A 19,632-nucleotide genomic window follows, 5' to 3' on the forward strand; every position below is an offset into this window, starting at 1 on the left:
GGCTGGATCAGCCTCCCAAAAACCGCTACGAGCACATCCATGTGCGCTTCTCTACGGCCATCCATGGCCTCCGACATTTTTGGGAGGCTGATCCAGCCCGCCTCCGCCTGACCACACGGTGGCATGCTAAAGAAGCCCCATCATTGCCTGGTTCACGAAGACGCTCGTTAATAAGAAAGCAGGCCCTGTAAAAACTCGTACTTGTTTTTCGTCTCGCGAACCTGCACATAGCAGGAAAGGCCGGTGCGTTGGTTCGCTTCCACAGGGTATCGTAGGCCATGGATGGCCGAAGCTAAGCGAACAGGACGTCTTGAGCGTCCCTGTGGAAGCGAACCCACGCATCGGCCATACTCCCAAAATTGGAAATGCCTACTCCAGCCATTAGCACCCAGTCTGGAGTTAAAACAGAACGGAGCAAGATTGAACACTCACGATACCAGACAATTTGACCTGCACCCGGTGGACCAGCGCCGCCTGGCAACCTTGTGCGGACAGTTTGATGAACACCTGAAAATGATCGAACAGCGCTTGCAAGTGAAAGTCGGCCGGCGCGGGCATCACTTTCGGGTGGAAGGCAGCACTGAAAACGTAGCGGCGGCAACCGAGGTTATCCGGCATCTGTACCGGGAAACCGAGGCCAGTGATGACATACCGCCCGATACCGTGCACCTGTTCATCCGCGAAACCGGCCTGGAACGGCTGCCGGATGATGTACCTTACGATGAAGGCCAGGTCACTGTTATCAAGACACCCAAGCTGACCGCCAAACCCCGTGGCCGGAATCAGCAGAAGTATGTACATAACATTCGCACCCACGACATCAACTTCGGCATCGGGCCCGCGGGTACCGGTAAGACGTGGTTGGCAGTGGCTTGTGCTGTCGAGGCTCTGAAAGACGAGCAGGTGAAGCGTATTCTGCTGGTTCGGCCGGCGGTGGAGGCCGGCGAGAAGCTGGGCTTTTTGCCTGGTGATCTGGCCCAGAAAGTGGACCCGTACCTGCGCCCGCTCTACGACGCACTATACGAAATGCTGGGATTCGATCAGGTAACCCGCCTGATCGAGAAAAGTGTGATCGAGATTGCCCCCCTGGCATTCATGCGCGGCCGTACCCTGAACAACTCGTTTATTATTCTGGACGAAAGCCAGAATACCACCCGGGAGCAGATGAAGATGTTCCTGACCCGGATAGGCTTTGGCTCTACCGCGGTCATTACCGGCGATACCACCCAGGTGGACCTGCCCCGCGGACAGAATTCCGGGCTGATTCATGCCGCCAGCGTGTTGAGCAAGGTCCCGGGTATTGGCTTTACCCGTTTCGACGCCAAGGATGTGGTGCGTCACCCCCTGGTTCAACGCATTGTTGAAGCCTACGATTCTTTCAACGACGGGAGTGCCACAGGCCAATGAGCAAGGTAACTGTGGACCTTCAGATGGCCTTTGACGGCACGGGCGTACCTACCGAGGCGTTGTTTGAAGCCTGGGCAGAGGCGGCGTGGCAGGATGAGAATCCAACCGAAGTTACCATCCGTATTGTCGATAACGACGAAAGCCGTGAGCTGAATCACCAGTACCGGGGCAAGGACAAGCCTACCAATGTTTTGTCCTTCCCATTTGAAGCACCAGCGGGTATAACGGTGCCATTGGCCGGAGATCTCGTGATTTGCGCGCCAGTTGTTGAACAGGAAGCGCGGGAGCAGAGCAAAGACGCTGTCGCCCACTGGGCCCATATGGTGGTGCACGGTATGTTGCATCTCCAGGGCTACGATCATATTGAAGATAATGAAGCCGAGGTCATGGAAGCCCTCGAGATCCGGCTGCTCGCGCAGCTCGGATTTGCTAACCCTTACGAAGCAGAGGAAACGGAACCAGACTCATGAGCGACGATCAGTCGAGTCGCAGTCAGGGCAACAAGTCCTGGCTGGAGCGTATATCACAGGCCTTTTCCAGCGGGCCTGAGTCCGTCGAGGACGTGCTGGAAATCCTGCGGGATGCTGAATCCCAGAGCATTATTGATGCTGACTCCATGAGCATCATTGAAGGCGCCATGCAAGTGATCGACATGCGGGTGGACGAGATCATGATCCCCCGCTCCCAGATGATCACCGTAAAGGCATCTCAGGAACCCAAAGAGTTCCTGCCCGAGATTATGTCTTCCGCCCATAGCCGCTTTCCGGTCATCGGCGAGAGCCAGGATGACGTCATCGGGGTATTGCTGGCGAAAGACCTGCTTCCTCTTGCCCTCAACAACGATCTGAACTGGAACCGCATCCGCGAAATCCTGCGGCCGCCCACCTTTGTTCCCGAAAGCAAGCGTTTGAACCAGCTGCTCAAGGAGTTCAAGGAAAATCGTAATCACATGGCGATTGTGGTGGATGAGTACGGCGGAACCGCTGGCCTTATCACCATCGAAGACGTGCTGGAACAGATCGTCGGTGAAATCGAAGACGAACATGACTTCGATGAGGAGACCCATATCAAGGCCCGGGGCGACGGGACCTTTGCGGTGAAGGCCGTGACGCCCATCGATGATTTCAACGAATTCTTCGAGACAGACATGGACGAAGAAGAGTTCGATACCATTGGCGGCCTGGTACTGAAAGAATTTGGACACCTGCCCAGACGGGGCGAAACGGTTGAATTCGGCGGCTTGCAGTTTACTATTGCCAACGCCGATAACCGAGTCATCCGTCTGTTGCAGGTAACCCGCAGTGAGTCATGATCCACAGCACCCGCCACTGAAACTCCCGTTCACCACCCGAAAATGGCTGGGCGCCGCAATCCTTGTGATTGCCGGCGCTCTGCAAACACTGACCTTCTCGCCATTCTATCTGTGGTGGCTGGGGCCCTTGTCGGTGTTTCTGATCCTGCTGGTCACCGTCCATCAGGCGCCGGACAAGCTGTTCCGCTCCGGCTGGCTGGCCGGGCTTGGTCTGTTCGCCTCCGGTGCCAGCTGGATTTACGTCAGCATCAGCGAGCACGGCAATACTTCGGTACCTCTGGCCATTGTACTCATGGTCCTGTTTATTGCCGGGCTGGCCCTGTTCCATGGGCTGGCGTTCTGGTTCTGGGGCAAACTCGCCAAAGACAGCGCACCACGCCGACTCTTGCTGTTCCCTGCCATCTGGATTCTGGGTGACTGGCTGCGCGGCTGGCTGCTGACCGGTTTTCCATGGCTTTATCTGGGCACCGCCCACACCGACGGCCCCCTGGCCGGGCTGGCGCCGCTGACTGGCGTGCATGGCATTACCTTCTGGATCACCGTTACCGCAGTGGCTGCTTACGGCGCCTGGTGGCTGTTCAAACTTGACAGGAAGGTCACTGCTGGCGCCGTTCTGGTAGCAGCTCTGCTGCCCTGGCTGATCGCCCCGGCCATGAACAAAGCTGACTGGACCGAGCTCAGCGAAGAGCCCGTCAGCTTTGCGGCGATGCAGGGCAACATACCGCAACAGATCAAGTGGGATCCTGATTTCCTGCGCGATCAGATTGTGGCTTATTTGGGCATGACCGAAGCGCACTGGCAAACCGACCTGATCCTCTGGCCAGAAACAGCCATCCCCATTCCGCAGGACCAGGCTGGCAAGGTCATTGATCATATCCGGGAACAGTTAGGAGAAAACAGCACGCTGATCACCGGCATCCCCTGGTATGGCTACAGCGGCCAGATTGAAGACTACACCTTCCACAACAGCATTATGGCCATCGGCAATGGCGACGGCATGTACCACAAACAGAAGCTGGTGCCCTTTGGCGAATATGTGCCACTTCAAGGTCTGCTGCGGGGGCTGATCGGTTTCTTTGACCTGCCCATGAGTAGCTTCACGCCTGGGCCAGAGCAGCAAGCGCCGCTGGTCGCCAATGGCATGAAAATCACCCCTTACATCTGCTATGAAGTGGCCTACCCCGATTTCGTGGCGTTTAATGCCCGCAACACCGATCTGCTGCTGACGATCAGTAACGACGGCTGGTTCGGTGATTCCATCGGGCCGCTGCAACATCTGCAGCTTGCCCGCATGAGAGCCCTGGAGACCGGCCGCTACATGCTGCGGGGTACCAACAACGGCGTCACTGCGATCATCAATCACAAGGGCAAGATTACCGAGCGCATCCCACAGTTCGAGCGCGCGGTGCTGACCGGTGAGGTATTTACGGCAACCGGGAGCACACCCTACATGCAAACAGGATCCTGGCCGGTGCTGACGTTGGCGATCATCCTGATTGTGTTCATTCGCGAGCGGGTAATCCCGAAAAACTGAGCGCCTTGAGCCTGCTGCTCAGATGGCTTGCAGGCTCGAGACGATGGCTTCAGCTTTCTTTCGGTGGCCAGCGGCTGGTTACCCGCTCAAAGTAATGGGAGCCGCAGGCCTCGCAGGGATGCAGGTGGCTGGTCTTGGTCAGACAAAGCATGTGGCTGCAGTTCATGCACCGGAACATACCCGCCGTGGCCACTTCACCGGAGATATAGTGACTGACGTCCTGATTCTCCAGCTTCTGCTTCAGTTCCAGAGTATCAACCAGGGTCTGATCGGCCACCGAGAGAAGCCGGTCTGCCAGGGTGTGTTCCAGTAATGCGATATCCAGTTGCAGCCATTCTCCCAGGCCTTCGCCGGTCTCCTCCACGAAATGCAACAGGTGCTCCAGATCCCGCTGAAGATACGCCCCGAGCAGATCCGCTTCTTCCCGGGTCATTTCCTCGATCTCGTATTCCACTTCTATCGCTTTCTGAACTTCTTCCTCCAGCGTCTGCAACGACGTTTCCTGTAGCTCATGCAGGCGTGTCTGTACCCGCTCAAGCATTCGGTCGTAAACCTCAAGGGCTTTTCCGGAGAGGTGACTGCGTTCTGGCTCGCTCATTTGGGCTCCTTATCTGCACCTTTCACCATACTCTCAGTCTGGCACAAACCCGCAGAATTGGCAGACTACCTGTTAAGCCGCGTGTGCGTTAGAATGTTCGGCCTTTTCTCGAACATCCTTTTCACACAGGGTACTTTTGGCAATGGCAGGAATGGACGAACAATACAACCCACGTGAAGTAGAACAGACCGCCCGCACTTTCTGGGAAACCAACGAGACCTTCAAGGTCAAGGAAGAGCCGGGCAAGCCCAAGTACTACTGCCTGTCCATGTTCCCCTACCCCAGCGGCAAGCTGCATATGGGCCACGTCCGCAACTACACCATCGGCGACGTGATTTCCCGCTACCAGCGTATGCAGGGCAAGAATGTAATGCAGCCTATGGGCTGGGACGCTTTCGGCCTGCCTGCCGAAAATGCCGCGATTGCCAACAAGTCTGCACCGGCCAAGTGGACTCGCTCCAACATTGATTACATGAAGAACCAGCTCAAGCAGCTGGGGTTTGGCTACGACTGGAGCCGCGAACTGGCCACCTGCGACCCGGAATACTACCGCTGGGAACAGTGGTTCTTCGCCCGCCTCTACGAGAAAGGCCTGGTGTACAAGAAGATGTCCACCGTGAACTGGGACCCGGTTGACCAGACCGTACTGGCCAACGAACAGGTGGTTGACGGTCGGGGCTGGCGCTCCGGTGCCCTGGTCGAGCAGAAAAAGATTCCGCAGTGGTTCATCCGCATTACCGACTACGCGGAAGAACTGCTAAACGATCTGGAAGACATGGAGGGCTGGCCCGAGCAGGTCAAGACCATGCAGCGCAACTGGATCGGCAAATCGGTAGGGACCGAGCTGACCTTCCCGCTGAAAGAGCAGGAAGGTGGTCTGACGGTTTACACCACCCGCCCGGACACGCTGATGGGCGTCAGCTACATGGCAGTCGCCGCTGAGCACCCTCTGGCCAAGGCGGCGGCCGAGCGCCACCGCGATGTGGCCGAGTTTGTCGACCAGTGCCGTAACAGCAAGGTGGCCGAAGCCGAGCTGGCGACCATGGAAAAGAAAGGTATAGATACCGGCTTCAAGGCCATTCACCCGCTGACCCAGGAAGAAATCCCGGTCTGGGTCGCCAACTTTGTACTCACGGACTACGGCACCGGAGCCCTGATGGCGGTTCCTGGCCATGATGAGCGGGATCACGAGTTTGCCGTCAAGTACAAGCTGCCCATCAAACAGGTGATTGCACCGAACGACAGCCGCGATATCGATATCCAGGAGCAGGCCTTCACCGAGAAAGGCGTTCTGGTGTCCTCCGGCAAATACAGCGGCCTGACCAGCGAAGAGGCGTTTGAGGAAATCGCGGATTACCTTGAAGCCCAGGGCATTGGCAAACGTACCGTGAACTACCGTCTGCGTGACTGGGGTGTGTCCCGGCAGCGCTACTGGGGTGCGCCCATCCCGATGATGACGCTGGAAGACGGCACCGAGATGCCGGTGCCGGATGACCAGCTACCGGTTCGTCTGCCCGAAGACGTTGAAATGGACGGCGTCCAGTCGCCGATCAAGGCCGACCCGGAGTGGTGCAAGACCGAATACAACGGCCAGCCAGCCACCCTGGAAACCGATACCTTCGATACCTTCATGGAGTCCTCCTGGTATTACGCCCGTTTCTGCAGCCCGAACTACGACAAGGGCATGCTGGACCCGGCTGCCGCCAATTACTGGCTGCCAGTCGACCAGTACATCGGCGGCATCGAGCACGCGATTCTGCACCTGCTGTATGCCCGGTTCTTCCACAAGCTGCTGCGCGACGTTGGTCTGGTGAACAGTTCCGAGCCATTCAAGCGCCTGCTGACCCAGGGCATGGTTCTGGCCGAGACCTACTACCGCAATGAAGCAAATGGCGGGAAAACCTGGTTCAACCCGGCCGATGTGACGGTTGAGCGCGATGGCAAGGGCCAGGTAGTGCGAGCGGTGCTGAAATCGGACGGCGAGCCTGTGGAAATCGGTGGCGTTACCAAGATGTCCAAATCCAAGAACAACGGCATCGATCCCCAGGCCATCATTGATCAGCACGGTGCCGACACTGTGCGGTTGTTCATGATGTTTGCGGCACCACCTGAGCAGTCGCTGGAGTGGTCCGACAGCGGCGTTGAGGGCGCCCATCGCTTCCTCAAACGCCTGTGGCGGATGGTCAATGAGCATACCGCCAGTGGCGAAGCTCCGGCGGTTGATCCTGCCAGCCTCAATGGTGCTCAGAAAGACCTGCGCCGCAAGACTCATGAAACCATCGCCAAAGTCAGCGATGACATCAGCCGCCGCCTGACCTTCAACACCGCCATCGCGGCTGTCATGGAACTGCTCAACGAAGTGGGCAGGCTCAGCGATGACGAGCCGCAAACCCGCGCAGTGCGTCAGGAAGCCCTGGATACCGCCGTGCTGGTGCTTTCCCCCATTGTGCCGCACATCTGTCACAACCTGTGGCAGGCCCTCGGTCACTCTGACACGGTGGTCGACGCCTCCTGGCCGGTTGCCGACGAAAGCGCCATGGTTCGTAGCGAAATCGAGGTGGTTCTGCAGGTGAACGGCAAGGTCCGGGCCAAGGAGAACGTACCGGCGGATATTGGCAAGGCAGATCTGGAGAAGCTTGCCCTGGAGAACGAAAACGTCATGCGTTTCACCGACGGCAAGACCGTACGAAAAGTGATCGTTGTGCCTGGCAAACTCGTGAACGTGGTGGCTAACTAAGATGCCCGGCCCTGCCCCTGAACTGAAAAAGCTGGGCCTTCTGGCACTGCTTGCCTCGCTGCTCACCCTGACCGGCTGTGGCTTTCAGTTACGGGGCAGCTCCCCCGTTCCGGCTGCCCTGCAACCCCTGGCTATTGACTGCCCGTCCTCCCTGCCCGGACAGTTCTGCCAGTCTCTGCGTGAGCAGCTGGAGCTCGGTGGCATCGAGCTGCGGAATCCAGGCCAGGCAGACTACCTGCTGCGCCTGTCGGACTACCGCCAGGACCGCCGGGCTTCAGCCATTACCGCACAGGCAGCGGCGGCTGAGTACATTCTGCGCCACACGGTCGCCATGGAGCTGGTGACCAAGGACCAGATCCCGCTGATTGCCACCACCGACCTGAACGCCAGTGAAACCTACCGCTACGACGAGACCAATGTACTCGCCAAACAGCGCGAGGAAGACGAATTGCGGCAACAATTGGGCGATCGCCTTGCCCAACAAGTTATCTTCCGGCTGGCGCCTATGTCCCGACAACGAATTGATGCCCTGGTTCAGGAACACACCGCCGATGGTGAGGAGCCTGAATCACCATGAAAACCCAGCCCGGCCAACTCCCACAACTTCTGAAGAAAGGCCTGGCTTCGGTTTACCTGATCTCCGGCGATGAACCCCTGCTGGTTCAGGAATGCTGTGACCAGATCCGCGCCGCCGCCCGTGAAGCTGGCTATCTGGACCGGCTCACCTTTCACGCAGACAATCAGTTCGACTGGAATACGGTTGCTGACGAATGCAACGCCCTGTCCCTGTTCGCTGAAAAACGTCGCATTGAGATTCATCTGCCCACCGGCAAACTTGGCGATGGCCGCCGGGTTCTGGAGCAGGTACTGCAATCCCCGCCAGAGGACGTCATTCTCCTGCTGATCAGCGCCAGACTGGATGCCGCCGAAACCAAACGCAAATGGTACAAGGAACTTCAGGGCCATGGCGTGCACGTTCCGCTCTGGCCGGTCGAGGGAGACAAGTTTCCTGGATGGTTGCAGCAACGGGCCACCGCAAAAGGCCTCAGCCTGACCCGTGGAGCACTCGGTATTCTTGCAGAGCGCCTGGAGGGCAATCTGCTGGCCGCCAGCCAGGAGCTGGACCGTCTGACGCTGCTCACCAACGGCAAAACCATCGATGAAGAGACGGTGGAGCAGGCCGTACAGGATAGTGCCAGGTTCAACGGCTTTGAACTGGTCACGGAACTGCTTTCCGGCAAGGCGGTTCATGCCTGCCGCATGATCGGGGTGCTGGAGCAGGAGGGCGAAAACCCTCTTGGACTACTCACTGTGCTCGTTCGTGACCTTCATCTGATTGTTGAGCTTAAAACCGCCTTGCCCGGTGGAGAAAACCCCGCGGGCTTTCTGAAAAAGCGCGGCGTTTTCCAGCCAAAGCGCTCGTCCGCCGTCCAGCAAGCGGCTCGAAGACTTTCACTGGCCCAGTTACACCAGGCAATCAACCTTTGTAGTCTGATTGATCGGGCTGCCAAGGGCTTCGATGATCTTTCCCCCTGGCATCACCTCCGGGATCTCTCCCTTATTCTGGCCGGCAAGCGGGCCAGCTGATCTGAATCAAAGCGGGATAACACCGGCCCGCTCAGGGACTTGACACTTTTTCACGTTCGGGCGCATTGTAGAACTCCCAACTCATCAGGGAAGGAGAAATACCATGAGTCTGCAAGACGATTTCAACAAGCTGTCCGACAAGATCAAGCAATATCGTGACGAGGCGCGCGTTCAGTTGCACCTTGCAAGGGAAGATGTAAAAGACGAATGGGACGATCTGGAGCAGGATTGGGATCGGTTCCGGTCAAAGCTGGATCAGATTTTCCATGATGCCGAGAATGCCAGCAATGAGGCGAGGGAAACTGCTCGCAAGCTGGGAGAGGATCTGAAAACCGGTTACCAGAACATCCGTAACAAACTGAAATAAAGCGTTAACTGGTTAACAAATAAACACATCTCTCCGTAAACAGGGGCTTTTGTCTCACTGCCTCTGTGCCATACTTCACAGTAAAGACTGAACAGTTCGTCATAATTTCGTCGAACTGTTCATTTTGCCACCAACCAGTCGTCTGGCTGGCCACGGCGTATGACACGTGCTGTGAGGTATAACGGTCATATGAAAAAAATAATCGCACTCTCCGTCACCCTGACTTTCTCACTTACCGCCGGCATGGTCGTGGGCCAGAACACCCGTTTCAGTGACCCGCAAACGGTCATTGATAATGAATTCTGGAGCAACCTGTATGCTGACGGCGGCTCGTCGTTTTTCTGTGATACTCCCTTCACTGGTAAGGGCTTTGTCATGACCGATGGCTACGTTTATCCACTTGCCGACATTCGCACTGCCCTGGACTGCGGAACAACCTCCCAGTGCCGCCAGGACAATCGCTATCGGCAAATCACGTCTGATCTTCATAACATGGTACCGGTACGAACCCGCGTTGAAATGCGGCGGCGTAACGCCCGGTATGAGAATCTTGGCGAGACCACGGGCGCCGATGATTGCGGGATTCGTGAAAGCGCCCAGTTCTTTGAACCGCCAGAGCGGGTTAAAGGCGACGTTGCCCGCACCATGGCCTATATGGTGGATACTTATGGCCTGCCCTGGCTGGGGGCCACGCCGGTGTTCAAAGGCTGGAGCAAACTGGACCCCCCGGATGACCGGGAGTTGAGCCGGCATAAGCGGATTGCCGAAATTCAGGGCAATGAGAACCCGTTTGTAGTGAATCCTGGGCTGATAGAACGTCTATAGACTGACGCAAGCCAGGAGGTGGGGTAGAGCTTTCCGAAACACGCTGTGAATACTTCCATGTACGCTCTGTTCCGCCATCCCTGGCTCCACAAGGTTTCGGAAAGCTCTACCCCACCTCCTGGCCCAAACCTGAGTTAATAGCATCCATAAAAAAGCAGGCCATCAAGGCCTGCTTTTTTCATTTCTGCTTCAGAAATCTGATCAGATTTCGTTAGCAGCCGGCGCCATCATGGCGTCGCTGCCACTGCGAATGCCTTCGGCCAGAGACACGGTCTTTGGCAACAGGCGGTCGAAGTAGAAGCGAGCGGTCTTGACCTTGCCGGTATAGAAGCCAGAGGTATCGCCCTCGGCTTTCGGAGCAGCAGCTTTGACCACTTTGGCCCACATATACGCCAGAGCGGTGTAGCCGAACATGTCGAGATAATCGACAGCAGCGGCACCAATGGCTTCCGGATTGTCAGCCGCCTGGTTCACCACGTGTTCGGTGACGTCTGACAGGCGCTCCAGGGAGGCCGCCAGCGGCTCAAGATAGGGGCGCAGGGCTTCGTCGCTGCTGTTGGCTTCGATGAAGGCAGCAACGTCCTGAGCGAACAGTTCGTACAGTTTGCCCTGGCTGCCCACCACTTTACGACCCATCAGGTCCATGGCCTGGATGCCATTGGTACCCTCATAGATCTGGGTGATGCGGCAGTCACGTACCAGCTGCTCCTGGCCCCACTCGCGGATGAAACCGTGGCCACCAAAGACCTGCTGGCCGATGATGGTGGTGTCCAGACCACGATCGGTCAGGAAAGCCTTGGCGACCGGCGTCAGCAGGGCAACCATGCCTTCGGCATGCTTGCGCTGTTCGTCGTTGTCGGAGTACTTGGAGATATCCAGCCACTGGGCAACGTAGGTAGAGAAGGCACGACCACCCTCTACGTAGCTCTTCATGGTCATCAGCATGCGGCGCACGTCCGGGTGCACCAGAATCGGGTCAGCGGCCTTTTCAGGCTGCTGGGCACCGGTCGGCGCGCGGCTCTGGATACGCTCGTTGGCGTATTCGCGGGCGCTCTGCAGGGACGCTTCGGCGGCACCAATGCCCTGGATGCCCACACCCAGGCGCTCGTAGTTCATCATGGTGAACATGGCGGCCAGGCCTTTGTTTTCTTCACCAACCAGCCAGCCTTTGGCACCATCAAAGTTCATCACGCAGGTGGCGGAGCCTTTGATACCCATCTTCTTCTCGATGGAACCACAGCTGAACTGGTTACGCTCGCCCAGGGAACCGTCGTCGTTCACCATGAACTTGGGCACCAGGAACAGGGAAATCCCCTTCGGGCCTTTCGGCGCGTCCGGCAGTTTGGCCAGCACCAGGTGGATAATATTCTCCGCCATGTCATGCTCGCCCCAAGTGATGAAAATCTTGGTGCCGGTGATGTTGAAGGAGCCGTCGTCGTTCGGTTCAGCTTTGGTCCGGATAATACCCAGATCGGTTCCGGCGTGAGGCTCAGTCAGGTCCATTGCACCAGACCAGACGCCGGAGTACATGTTCGGCAGGTACTTTTCTTTCAGCTCCTGGCTGCCGTGGGCGTCCAGGGCCAGGCAGGCGCCGGCGGTCAGCATCGGAGCCAGACCAAAGGCCATGTTGGCGCCCTGCATCATTTCTTCAAACTGGGCCACCAGCGTCTTGGGCATACCCATACCACCGAAGTCCGGGTTACCACCCAGACCATTCCATCCACCTTCCACGATGGTCTGGTAGGCTTCTTTGAACCCTTCCGGCGTGGAAACTTCGCCTTCGTTCCACTTACAGCCCTGTTCGTCGGCTTCACGGTTCAGGGGCGCCAGTACGCCACTGGTGATCTTGCCCGCTTCTTCAAGGATGGCGTCAGCGGTGTCGGGGTCTACGTTTTCTGCAATCTTTGGCAGTGACGCCCACAGGGAGGGTGCGTCAAACACTTCGTTCAGAACGAAACGCATGTCACGAAGGGGTGCCTGATAATCAGCCATGTAAAACTCTCCAGAAATTCAGTCAGTCACTTGGGGGGCGGTGTTGATGCCTCTTCTGTTGGAGGTCGGAGCCCACCCGCTCGGCTATGTGTCCGAAACAAGGTTGTTGTTCTATGGCGCGCTATTCTACCTCAAAACACGCCGGCAACTCATGAAAAAAGCCCGCCTCCTGCGGGAGAACGGGCTTTCTCAGTGCCATCAACCAGATAGCAACCCCGCCTTAGATAGCGAAGGCTTCTTCCGGCATATCCAGCAGGCTGTCTGCACCGGCCAGCATGGTTTCTGCGTGGGTCCGGGTGCGCGGCAGCAGACGCTTGAAGTAGAAGCGTGCAGACTGAACCTTGGCGTTGTAGAACATCTCCTCAGAGGTGCCTTCGGCCATCTTGTCCAGTGCTACCTTGGCCATGCGGGCCCACAGGTAAGCGAAGACCGCATAACCGGAGTACATCAGGTAGTCCACAGCAGCAGCACCGACTTCCTCGCGGTTCTTCATGGCGGTCATACCAACCTTCATGGTCAGATCGCCCCACTCCTTGTTGATCGCAGCCAGCGGCTCGATGAATTCTTTCAGCTGCTCGTTGTCTGCGTTCTCTTTGCAGAAGACGTGAACCTGCTTGGTGAACACTTTCAGAGCTTCACCCTGGGTCATCAGAACCTTACGGCCCAGCAGATCCAGCGCCTGGATACCGGTGGTACCCTCGTAGATCATGCCGATGCGGGAATCACGAACGTTCTGCTCCATGCCCCACTCGGTGATGAAGCCGTGACCACCGAATACCTGCATACCCAGGTTGGCAGACTCGTAACCGATCTCGGTCAGGAATGCCTTGGCGATCGGGGTCAGGAAGCCCAGCAGCGCGTCAGCGTGCTTGCGCTCTTCCTCAGTCTTGCCAGAGTGAACCACGTCCACTTGCTGGCCAGCCAGGTAGATCAGAGCTCGGGCGCCTTCGGCCACAACTTTCTGAGTCAGCAGCATGCGGCGTACGTCCGGGTGCACGATGATCGGGTCAGCGATGCCGTCCGGATTCTTCGGACCGCTCAGGGAACGCATAGCCAGACGCTCCTTGGCGTAGGCCAGGGAACCCTGGAAGCCCAGCTCGGCAGAACCCAGGCCCTGGATAGCAGTACCGATACGGGCAGTGTTCATGAAGGTGAACATGCAGTTCAGGCCTTTGTTCTCCGGCCCGATCAGCCAGCCCTTGGCACCGTCGAAGTTCATCACACAGGTCGCGTTACCGTGAATACCCATCTTGTGCTCCAGGGAGCCACAGGAAACCGCGTTGCGCTCACCGGCAGAACCGTCTTCGTTCGGCAACTGCTTGGGCACGATAAACAGGGAGATACCCTTGGTGCCTTCCGGAGCACCCGGCAGACGAGCCAGTACGATGTGAACGATGTTCTCAGCCATGTCGTGCTCGCCGGCAGAGATGAAGATCTTGGTACCGGTGATGCTGTAGCTGCCATCAGCGTTCGGCTCGGCCTTGGTGCGCAGGGTGCCCAGGTCAGAACCACAATGCGGCTCGGTCAGACACATGGTACCGGTCCACTCACCGCTGATCAGCTTGGTCAGGTAGGTCTGCTTCTGCTCTTCAGTGCCGTGGGCTTCGATCGTGTTGGTGGCACCGTGGCTCAGGCCCGGGTACATACCCCAGGACCAGTTAGAGGTGCCAACCATTTCGCTGATAACCAGGCCAATGGAATGCGGCAGGCCCTGGCCACCGTAGTTGGGATCGGCAGTCATGGACGGCCAGCCACCTTCAACGTACTGCTGGTACGCTTCTTTGAAGCCGGTCGGGGTTTTCACGCCGTCTTCGCTCCAGGTACAGCCTTCCTGATCACCCACCTGGTTCAGCGGAGACAGCACCTGCTCACAGAATTTCGCACCTTCCTGGATAATGGCATCAACCATATCCGGAGTTGCATCTTCGGCACCTTCCAGATTGGCGTAGTGCTGCTCGCTGTTCAGCAGCTCGTTCATTACGAATTTAATGTCACGCAGGGGCGCTTTGTATTCAGGCATGGAATCCACCTCGGTTCTGGGTCTCAGCTGAAACGGGTTTACAGCTTCTGGCCTCGGGTTTGCTCAGACACCATGATGCACCGCATCACGGCCTTAATTAAACACTTGTTTGAAACATACGTTTTGAGGCACAGAATTGTCAATAGCCTTGACGGAAATTTGTGTTGGTTTTGTGTTCGATCAGTAAATTTTCAGGGCAGAAAGGCCCGGAGAAAACGGGAAGACAAAGAGAAAGGCCAGACGAAGCGATCAGGCGAACAGGGAAGTCACAGACTCGGAATAGCGGGAGTCGCCAGCCATGGCAGAGACATTGCGGTAGCTCTCTTCTGCCTCGCGGGAACGGGCACTGCGAGCATCACCCTGGCTTCCCTCAACACGGGCAGAGGCTTCCGCCGTCCGGGATTCGCCCTCACCTGCCGCCAGCTCCGACTGTGCCTGCAACATGGTCTGCATGGCCTGGGCGGCAACAGCGCGATCCTGACCGGAGGGCTGGGCAGGAGCCATGGCAGCAGCCCGCACCACGCGCATTTTTTCAATGGTGGCCTGAGGATCCCCCGCCACCGGCGAAACATCAATGGGAACTTCACCGCCTACCGCATACTGGGCGCCATCCGGCCCTCGCTGGTAGGTAAACGACATAGCACCCGCGTACTGCCCACCGGCAGCCTGATGCGCCGCCTCGTGAGCACGCACTTCCCTGTCCCGGGCTTTGAGGTCAGTCAGCTGCTTCAGCTCTTCATCGGTCAGGCCTTGCGGATTCTCGCGCGCGTCGGAGCGTGATTCGGAAGACTGGTCGGATTTTCGTCCTTCGGAAGACTGCTCAACCGGTTTTGAGGTTGATGAAGTATCGCCACTGGCAGGCTTTTCACCGGAAGCCTCCGGTGTTCGGCCACTGCCTGCGACCGGCGTGGACGCACCGGTGGGAGAGCCGGAGAAGATGGGAGCGATTGAGGAGAATACGTTCACAGAAACCTGGCTCAGGCGCGAATATCCAGCAGGGTACCCAGCGTTTCATCGGCGGTTTTAACGACCTGAGAAGAGGCCTCGACGCTGCGCTCGTATAGCTTCAGGTCGATCATGGGTTCCACCAGATTTCCAGCGCCCTCCGCTGAGCCCTGAGGACCGTCAACGCCACCTCGGGCAATTTTCCGGGCCGCGTTCTCCATGCCCACCATGCCGTCCTGGATACCCTGAATCCCGATAGCAAGTGTGTTGTTGATCATGAGCAGCCATTCCTGTGACGAACCTTTGACCTGATTAACTCACATTTCTGGTCAATTTTCAATCAGCGGTGTGATATTCAGATACCGAGACAGGATCGCCGGCATCTCGGCGGTAACGGTATTTTCCAACCAGGGAAGCACACCGAGGCAAGGCGCGCCGAGGTGGGTGGACAGGTAGTTCAGGGTATCCTGTTCGCAACTCATCACCTGTTCTTCGGGATGGTTACCTACCCAGCCTGCAACAACCAGTCCGTCGGCGCGAATCGCTTCGGCGCTGAGCATGGCATGATTGATACAGCCCAGTTGCAGCGGCACAACCAGTATCACCGGCAGTTTCAACTCTCCCGGCACCGCTGCGTAGGTTTCCCGATCATTGAGTGGTACTCGCCAGCCACCGGCGCCTTCGATCAGCAGAAGATCGGCGGGGCGGATCTGCATGCCACGACAAAACCCGACGATTCGCTGGGCGGTGACCTGTTTTCCGGCCTGCTGGGCAGCTACGTGGGGGGCGATGGCTGGTTCCAGGGCGATGGGGTTGATGGTGTCGTACGGAAGTTTTTCGGTGATGGCGGCCTGCAACATCAGGGCGTCTTCGTTTCTCAGGCCTTCAGGTGTCTGGTCGCAGCCGGAAGCGATAGGCTTCATGGCCAGGGTACGTTTGCCGGCGGCTTTGGCTGCCTCGAGAATGGCGGCGGAGACAATGGTTTTGCCGACGCCGGTGTCGGTGCCTGTAACGAAGAAAGTATGTTTCGCCATGCTTTATATTCCTACTTTTGGCGCAAGCGAGGGTGCCACTTCTCCTTCCAGGACACGCTACAAGCACATCCATGTGCGCTTGTTTCGGGCCGTCCTTGGCCCTCAACAGTCCTGGAAGGAGAAATGGCACCCTCGCCCAAATGTTTCAGAGGAAGTCCAACCACTAAATACTAACAGCTCAACTAACCAACCCAATACGCCCAAGCCGCACAGTACCCAGCCTCAACGACGTTGTCAGCTCGCGTCGGATAGGCACGACACATCGCCCGAAAACGCCCCGGCGCTGTCACCGTCCGCCGGCGCTCTTCGCCTTTAAACACCGCACCGAGTTCTTTCAACTCACGATTGAGGTGCATGGGTGACTGGTACGGCAGTGAGATGGTTTCAGTAACCTGTTTTGCGTTTGACAGAACCGTCTCCACGAGCGCTTTCCACTGTGCTTCCGGAACAAACCGGTTTACGTGCGCCTGTCCTGGATCGGCCTCGGCCCAGGCCTGCTTCAATTCAGACAAGGTGCCGTCTAGCAGTGTCGATATGGCCAGTCGTCCGCCAGGCCTGAGAATTCTGCGGCACTCCCGAAGGATCAGTTCCGGCCGGGCGCTCCACTGAATCATCAGATTACTGAAGATCAGGTCAACGCTGTTATCCGCCAACGGAATCTGTTCGGCATCAGCGTGTAGCCAGTAGATTGCTCCCGGGCTCCGATTCGCAGCCTCAGCCAGCATGCCTGGTGAAAGGTCTGCGCCGGTAACTGCGGAATGGGGGTATTGCTCCGCTAACTTCCGGCTAAACCAGCCGGTTCCGCAGCCCAAATCAAGAACCGATTCGGGCACTGGCGTGTCTGCAAGCTCGGCGAGCATGGCGTCGCCCATGATTTTCTGTAGGCGGGATGCACCGTCGTAGGTGGCACTGGCGCCCCCGAACCCCCGGGCGATGGACTGCTTGGTTCCGGTTCCGCCTTCCGCCTGAGCCGCTGGTTCGATTCGGGTATAGATGGTCATAGTGCTGGCTCCCGGGCCACGGCCTCACTCAGGACGGAACGGCTCTTCGCCAGGGCCCGCAGCAACCGGTCAACATCCGCTTCCGTGTGGGCGGCGCTGAGCGTAACCCGCAAGCGGGCCTCGCCCTCCGGTACCGTGGGCGGCCGTATCGCCGTTACCAGCAGCCCCTCATCCTCCAGTGCACGGCTGAGGGCCAGCGCGGTCCAGTTATCTCCAATCATGATGGGCTGAATGGGCGTTCGGGATGACATCAGCTCATAACCCAGATCCTGAGCACCTGCCCTGAATCGCTGAATCAACGCGTCAAGATGAGCGCGTCGCTCATCGCCGCTCTCAACAGCATCCAGGCTGGCGCAGGTTGCCGCGGCCAGTGCCGGCGGCATGGCGGTGGTGTAGATATAGGTCCGGGCCTTCTGTACCAGGTAGTCAATCAACACGTCAGAGCCAGCGACAAAGGCCCCGGAGGTTCCCACGCCCTTGCCCAGAGTACCGATCAACACCGGCACATCCTCCTGGCACAACCCGGCTTCCAGCACGCTCCCCCGGCCCTGTGGCCCGAGAACACCAATGCCATGGGCATCGTCCACCACCAGAAGCGCATCGTGAGCCTTACAGACGCGAGCCAGTTCCGTGAGTGGCGCAATGTCTCCGTCCATGCTGAACACGCCATCGGTAACCACCAGTTTGTGGCCAGAGGTTGCTGAGAGCATGGCTTCCAACGCGGCCACATCACCGTGAGCATAGCGGCGCACGCGGGCACGGCTGAGAATGCAGCCGTCAATGATCGAAGCGTGATTCAGTCGATCCGAGAAGATGGTATCGCCACGGCCCGCCAGTGCGGAAATGACACCCATGTTTGCCATGTACCCGGTGGAAAAGAACAATGCCGCACTCCGCCGAGTGAACGCTGCCAGCCTCTGCTCAAGGCGATGATGGGCCTCGTGGTGGCCGCAAACCAGATGCGAAGCAGCTCCGCCCAGGCCAACCTCCGGCAGCGCCTGCTCCAGCGCCCGCATGTTTTCGCCATGACTGGCCAGGCCCAGATAGTCGTTACTGCAGAACGACAGCAACGACCGGCCATCCGCCGTCAGCGTCGGCTGCTGGGGGCCGGCGATCAGGCGGCGGGTTCTGTACAACCCGGCCTGCTTTCGTTCTTCTATCTCTTTGGCGAAGTCACGCATGCGGAATCACGCAGACTCCCGGGTCGCGTCGTAAAACATGTGCCGTGTGGCCTCATATTCCACCGCCTCGGCAATGGCCTCTTCCTCCTGCTCCTCGGTCGCGCACTGCTCCCGCTGCTCCGGCCGGATACCCAGCTTGCGGAACAACTGCATGTCCGCATCCGCCTCCGGGTTCGAGGTGGTCAGCAGTTTCTCACCGTAGAAAATGGAGTTGGCTCCCGCCATGAAACAGAGTGCCTGCATCTGCTCATTCATCTGCTCACGGCCCGCGGACAAACGTACATGGGAAGCCGGCATCATGATCCGGGCGACGGCGATAATGCGAATGAAATCAAATGGGTCCAGGTCTTCCACATCTTCCAGCGGCGTCCCCTTCACCTTCACCAGCATGTTCACCGGCACGCTCTCCGGGTGCTGGGGTAAATTGGCAAGCTGAACCAGCAGACCGACGCGGTCATCCTCATCCTCACCCATACCCATGATGCCGCCACAACAAACCTTCATACCGGCCTTGCGCACATTGTCGAGCGTATCCAGGCGGTCCTGGTAGGTACGGGTCGTGATGATGTGGTTATAGTATTTCTCGGAGGTATCCAGGTTGTGGTTGTAGTAATCCAGGCCAGCGTCTGCCAACTCCCTGGCTTCCTCTTCTTTGAGCATGCCCAGTGTCATACAGGTTTCCAGGCCCAGGGATTTCACCTGGCGGACCATATCCAGAACGTAGGGCATGTCTTTCTTTGACGGGCTACGCCAGGCGGCACCCATACAGAACCGGGATGCCCCTTTTTCTCTGGCAACGCGGGCCTCAGCCACCACCTTCTCGATTTCCAGCAGCTTCTCCTTTTCAAGCCCGGTGTTGTAATGACCACTCTGCGGGCAATACTTGCAGTCTTCAGGGCAGGCACCGGTCTTGATCGAGAGCAGCGTGCTCACCTGAACCTCATTCGGGTCAAAGTGCTCCCGGTGGATGCTCTGGGCGCGAAACAGAAGATCATTGAACGGAAGATTGAAAAGCTCGCGAGCTTCCTGAAGCGTCCAGTCGTGACGGGTAGCGGTGGCAGTCATGTGAGAGTCCTGTTAACCTTTCCGGGA

18 protein-coding genes are annotated in these 19,632 nt (G+C 58.0%); 9 read left to right on the forward strand and 9 right to left on the reverse strand.

Features of this window, described 5'->3' with window-relative positions:
* Positions 1-420 precede the first annotated feature (420 nt).
* The 4 genes from MARHY_RS12535 to lnt are packed head-to-tail and all read left to right on the forward strand — an operon-like array spanning position 421 to position 4,253.
* Positions 421-1,407, forward strand: coding sequence for a PhoH family protein (locus MARHY_RS12535; protein ID WP_011786184.1), 987 nt, complete (start codon positions 421-423; stop codon positions 1,405-1,407).
* Positions 1,404-1,877 (forward strand): rRNA maturation RNase YbeY, encoded by a 474-nt coding sequence (ybeY, locus tag MARHY_RS12540; RefSeq protein WP_014422126.1) that lies wholly within the window; start codon positions 1,404-1,406, stop codon positions 1,875-1,877. Before MARHY_RS12535 ends, ybeY begins: the two co-directional genes overlap by 4 nt.
* A complete protein-coding gene (locus MARHY_RS12545; RefSeq protein ID WP_011786186.1) occupies positions 1,874-2,719 on the forward strand; it encodes a CorC family transporter in 846 nt (281 codons plus the stop codon). Before ybeY ends, MARHY_RS12545 begins: the two co-directional genes overlap by 4 nt.
* Positions 2,709-4,253, forward strand: a complete 1,545-nt coding sequence (lnt, locus tag MARHY_RS12550) for an apolipoprotein N-acyltransferase (RefSeq protein ID WP_014422127.1) — start codon at positions 2,709-2,711, stop codon at positions 4,251-4,253. Before MARHY_RS12545 ends, lnt begins: the two co-directional genes overlap by 11 nt.
* 49 nt (positions 4,254-4,302) lie before the next feature.
* Here the strand turns inward: lnt and MARHY_RS12555 are convergent, their stop codons facing one another.
* Positions 4,303-4,851 (reverse strand): zinc ribbon-containing protein, encoded by a 549-nt coding sequence (locus tag MARHY_RS12555; protein WP_014422128.1) that lies wholly within the window; start codon positions 4,849-4,851, stop codon positions 4,303-4,305.
* A 151-nt stretch (positions 4,852-5,002) separates the two neighbouring features.
* On the opposite strand from MARHY_RS12555, the gene leuS reads away from it, so the two are divergent.
* From leuS to MARHY_RS12580, 5 genes are all read left to right on the forward strand, one after another.
* Positions 5,003-7,588: a leucine--tRNA ligase gene (leuS, locus tag MARHY_RS12560; protein ID WP_041655576.1), complete on the forward strand. Its 2,586-nt coding sequence runs from the start codon at positions 5,003-5,005 to the stop codon at positions 7,586-7,588.
* 1 nt (position 7,589) lies between these two features.
* Entirely contained in the window at positions 7,590-8,165 is a 576-nt protein-coding gene (locus tag MARHY_RS12565; protein WP_014422131.1) for an LPS-assembly lipoprotein LptE, read from the forward strand.
* A complete protein-coding gene (gene holA / locus MARHY_RS12570; protein WP_014422132.1) occupies positions 8,162-9,175 on the forward strand; it encodes a DNA polymerase III subunit delta in 1,014 nt (337 codons plus the stop codon). The genes MARHY_RS12565 and holA overlap by 4 nt, the downstream gene beginning before the upstream one ends.
* Before the next feature lie 103 nt (positions 9,176-9,278).
* The gene (locus MARHY_RS12575; protein ID WP_014422133.1) at positions 9,279-9,542 is read left to right on the forward strand and encodes a hypothetical protein; all 264 of its coding nucleotides are present in this window, start codon (positions 9,279-9,281) and stop codon (positions 9,540-9,542) included.
* A 189-nt stretch (positions 9,543-9,731) separates the two neighbouring features.
* Complete coding sequence (locus MARHY_RS12580; protein WP_022991403.1) at positions 9,732-10,367, forward strand: endonuclease; 636 nt, start codon at positions 9,732-9,734, stop codon at positions 10,365-10,367.
* A 201-nt stretch (positions 10,368-10,568) separates the two neighbouring features.
* Here MARHY_RS12580 and MARHY_RS12585 read toward each other — a convergent pair whose 3' ends face one another.
* The 8 genes from MARHY_RS12585 to bioB all read right to left on the reverse strand — a co-directional run bounded on the left by MARHY_RS12585 (position 10,569) and on the right by bioB (position 19,605).
* Complete coding sequence (locus tag MARHY_RS12585) at positions 10,569-12,359, reverse strand: acyl-CoA dehydrogenase C-terminal domain-containing protein (protein ID WP_014422135.1); 1,791 nt, start codon at positions 12,357-12,359, stop codon at positions 10,569-10,571.
* Between the two features lie 220 nt (positions 12,360-12,579).
* Positions 12,580-14,379, reverse strand: a complete 1,800-nt coding sequence (locus MARHY_RS12590; protein ID WP_014422136.1) for an acyl-CoA dehydrogenase C-terminal domain-containing protein — start codon at positions 14,377-14,379, stop codon at positions 12,580-12,582.
* Positions 14,380-14,628: 249 nt separating this feature from the next.
* Entirely contained in the window at positions 14,629-15,345 is a 717-nt protein-coding gene (locus MARHY_RS12595; RefSeq protein ID WP_014422137.1) for a putative metalloprotease CJM1_0395 family protein, read from the reverse strand.
* A gap of 11 nt (positions 15,346-15,356) precedes the next feature.
* Positions 15,357-15,602 carry a flagellar basal body rod C-terminal domain-containing protein gene (locus MARHY_RS12600; protein ID WP_014422138.1) on the reverse strand — a complete coding sequence of 82 codons (246 nt, stop codon included), beginning with the start codon at positions 15,600-15,602 and terminating at the stop codon, positions 15,357-15,359.
* A 51-nt stretch (positions 15,603-15,653) separates the two neighbouring features.
* Positions 15,654-16,358: a dethiobiotin synthase gene (gene bioD / locus MARHY_RS12605; protein WP_014422139.1), complete on the reverse strand. Its 705-nt coding sequence runs from the start codon at positions 16,356-16,358 to the stop codon at positions 15,654-15,656.
* A 182-nt stretch (positions 16,359-16,540) separates the two neighbouring features.
* Complete coding sequence (bioC, locus tag MARHY_RS12610; RefSeq protein WP_014422140.1) at positions 16,541-17,359, reverse strand: malonyl-ACP O-methyltransferase BioC; 819 nt, start codon at positions 17,357-17,359, stop codon at positions 16,541-16,543.
* On the reverse strand, positions 17,356-18,540 hold the full coding sequence (gene bioF, locus MARHY_RS12615) for an 8-amino-7-oxononanoate synthase (RefSeq protein WP_014422141.1): 1,185 nt from the start codon (positions 18,538-18,540) through the stop codon (positions 17,356-17,358). Before bioF ends, bioC begins: the two co-directional genes overlap by 4 nt.
* Before the next feature lie 6 nt (positions 18,541-18,546).
* On the reverse strand, positions 18,547-19,605 hold the full coding sequence (gene bioB, locus MARHY_RS12620; protein ID WP_014422142.1) for a biotin synthase BioB: 1,059 nt from the start codon (positions 19,603-19,605) through the stop codon (positions 18,547-18,549).
* Positions 19,606-19,632 lie beyond the last annotated feature (27 nt).

This window comes from Marinobacter nauticus ATCC 49840, from assembly GCF_000284615.1.
Lineage (GTDB): Bacteria > Pseudomonadota > Gammaproteobacteria > Pseudomonadales > Oleiphilaceae > Marinobacter > Marinobacter nauticus.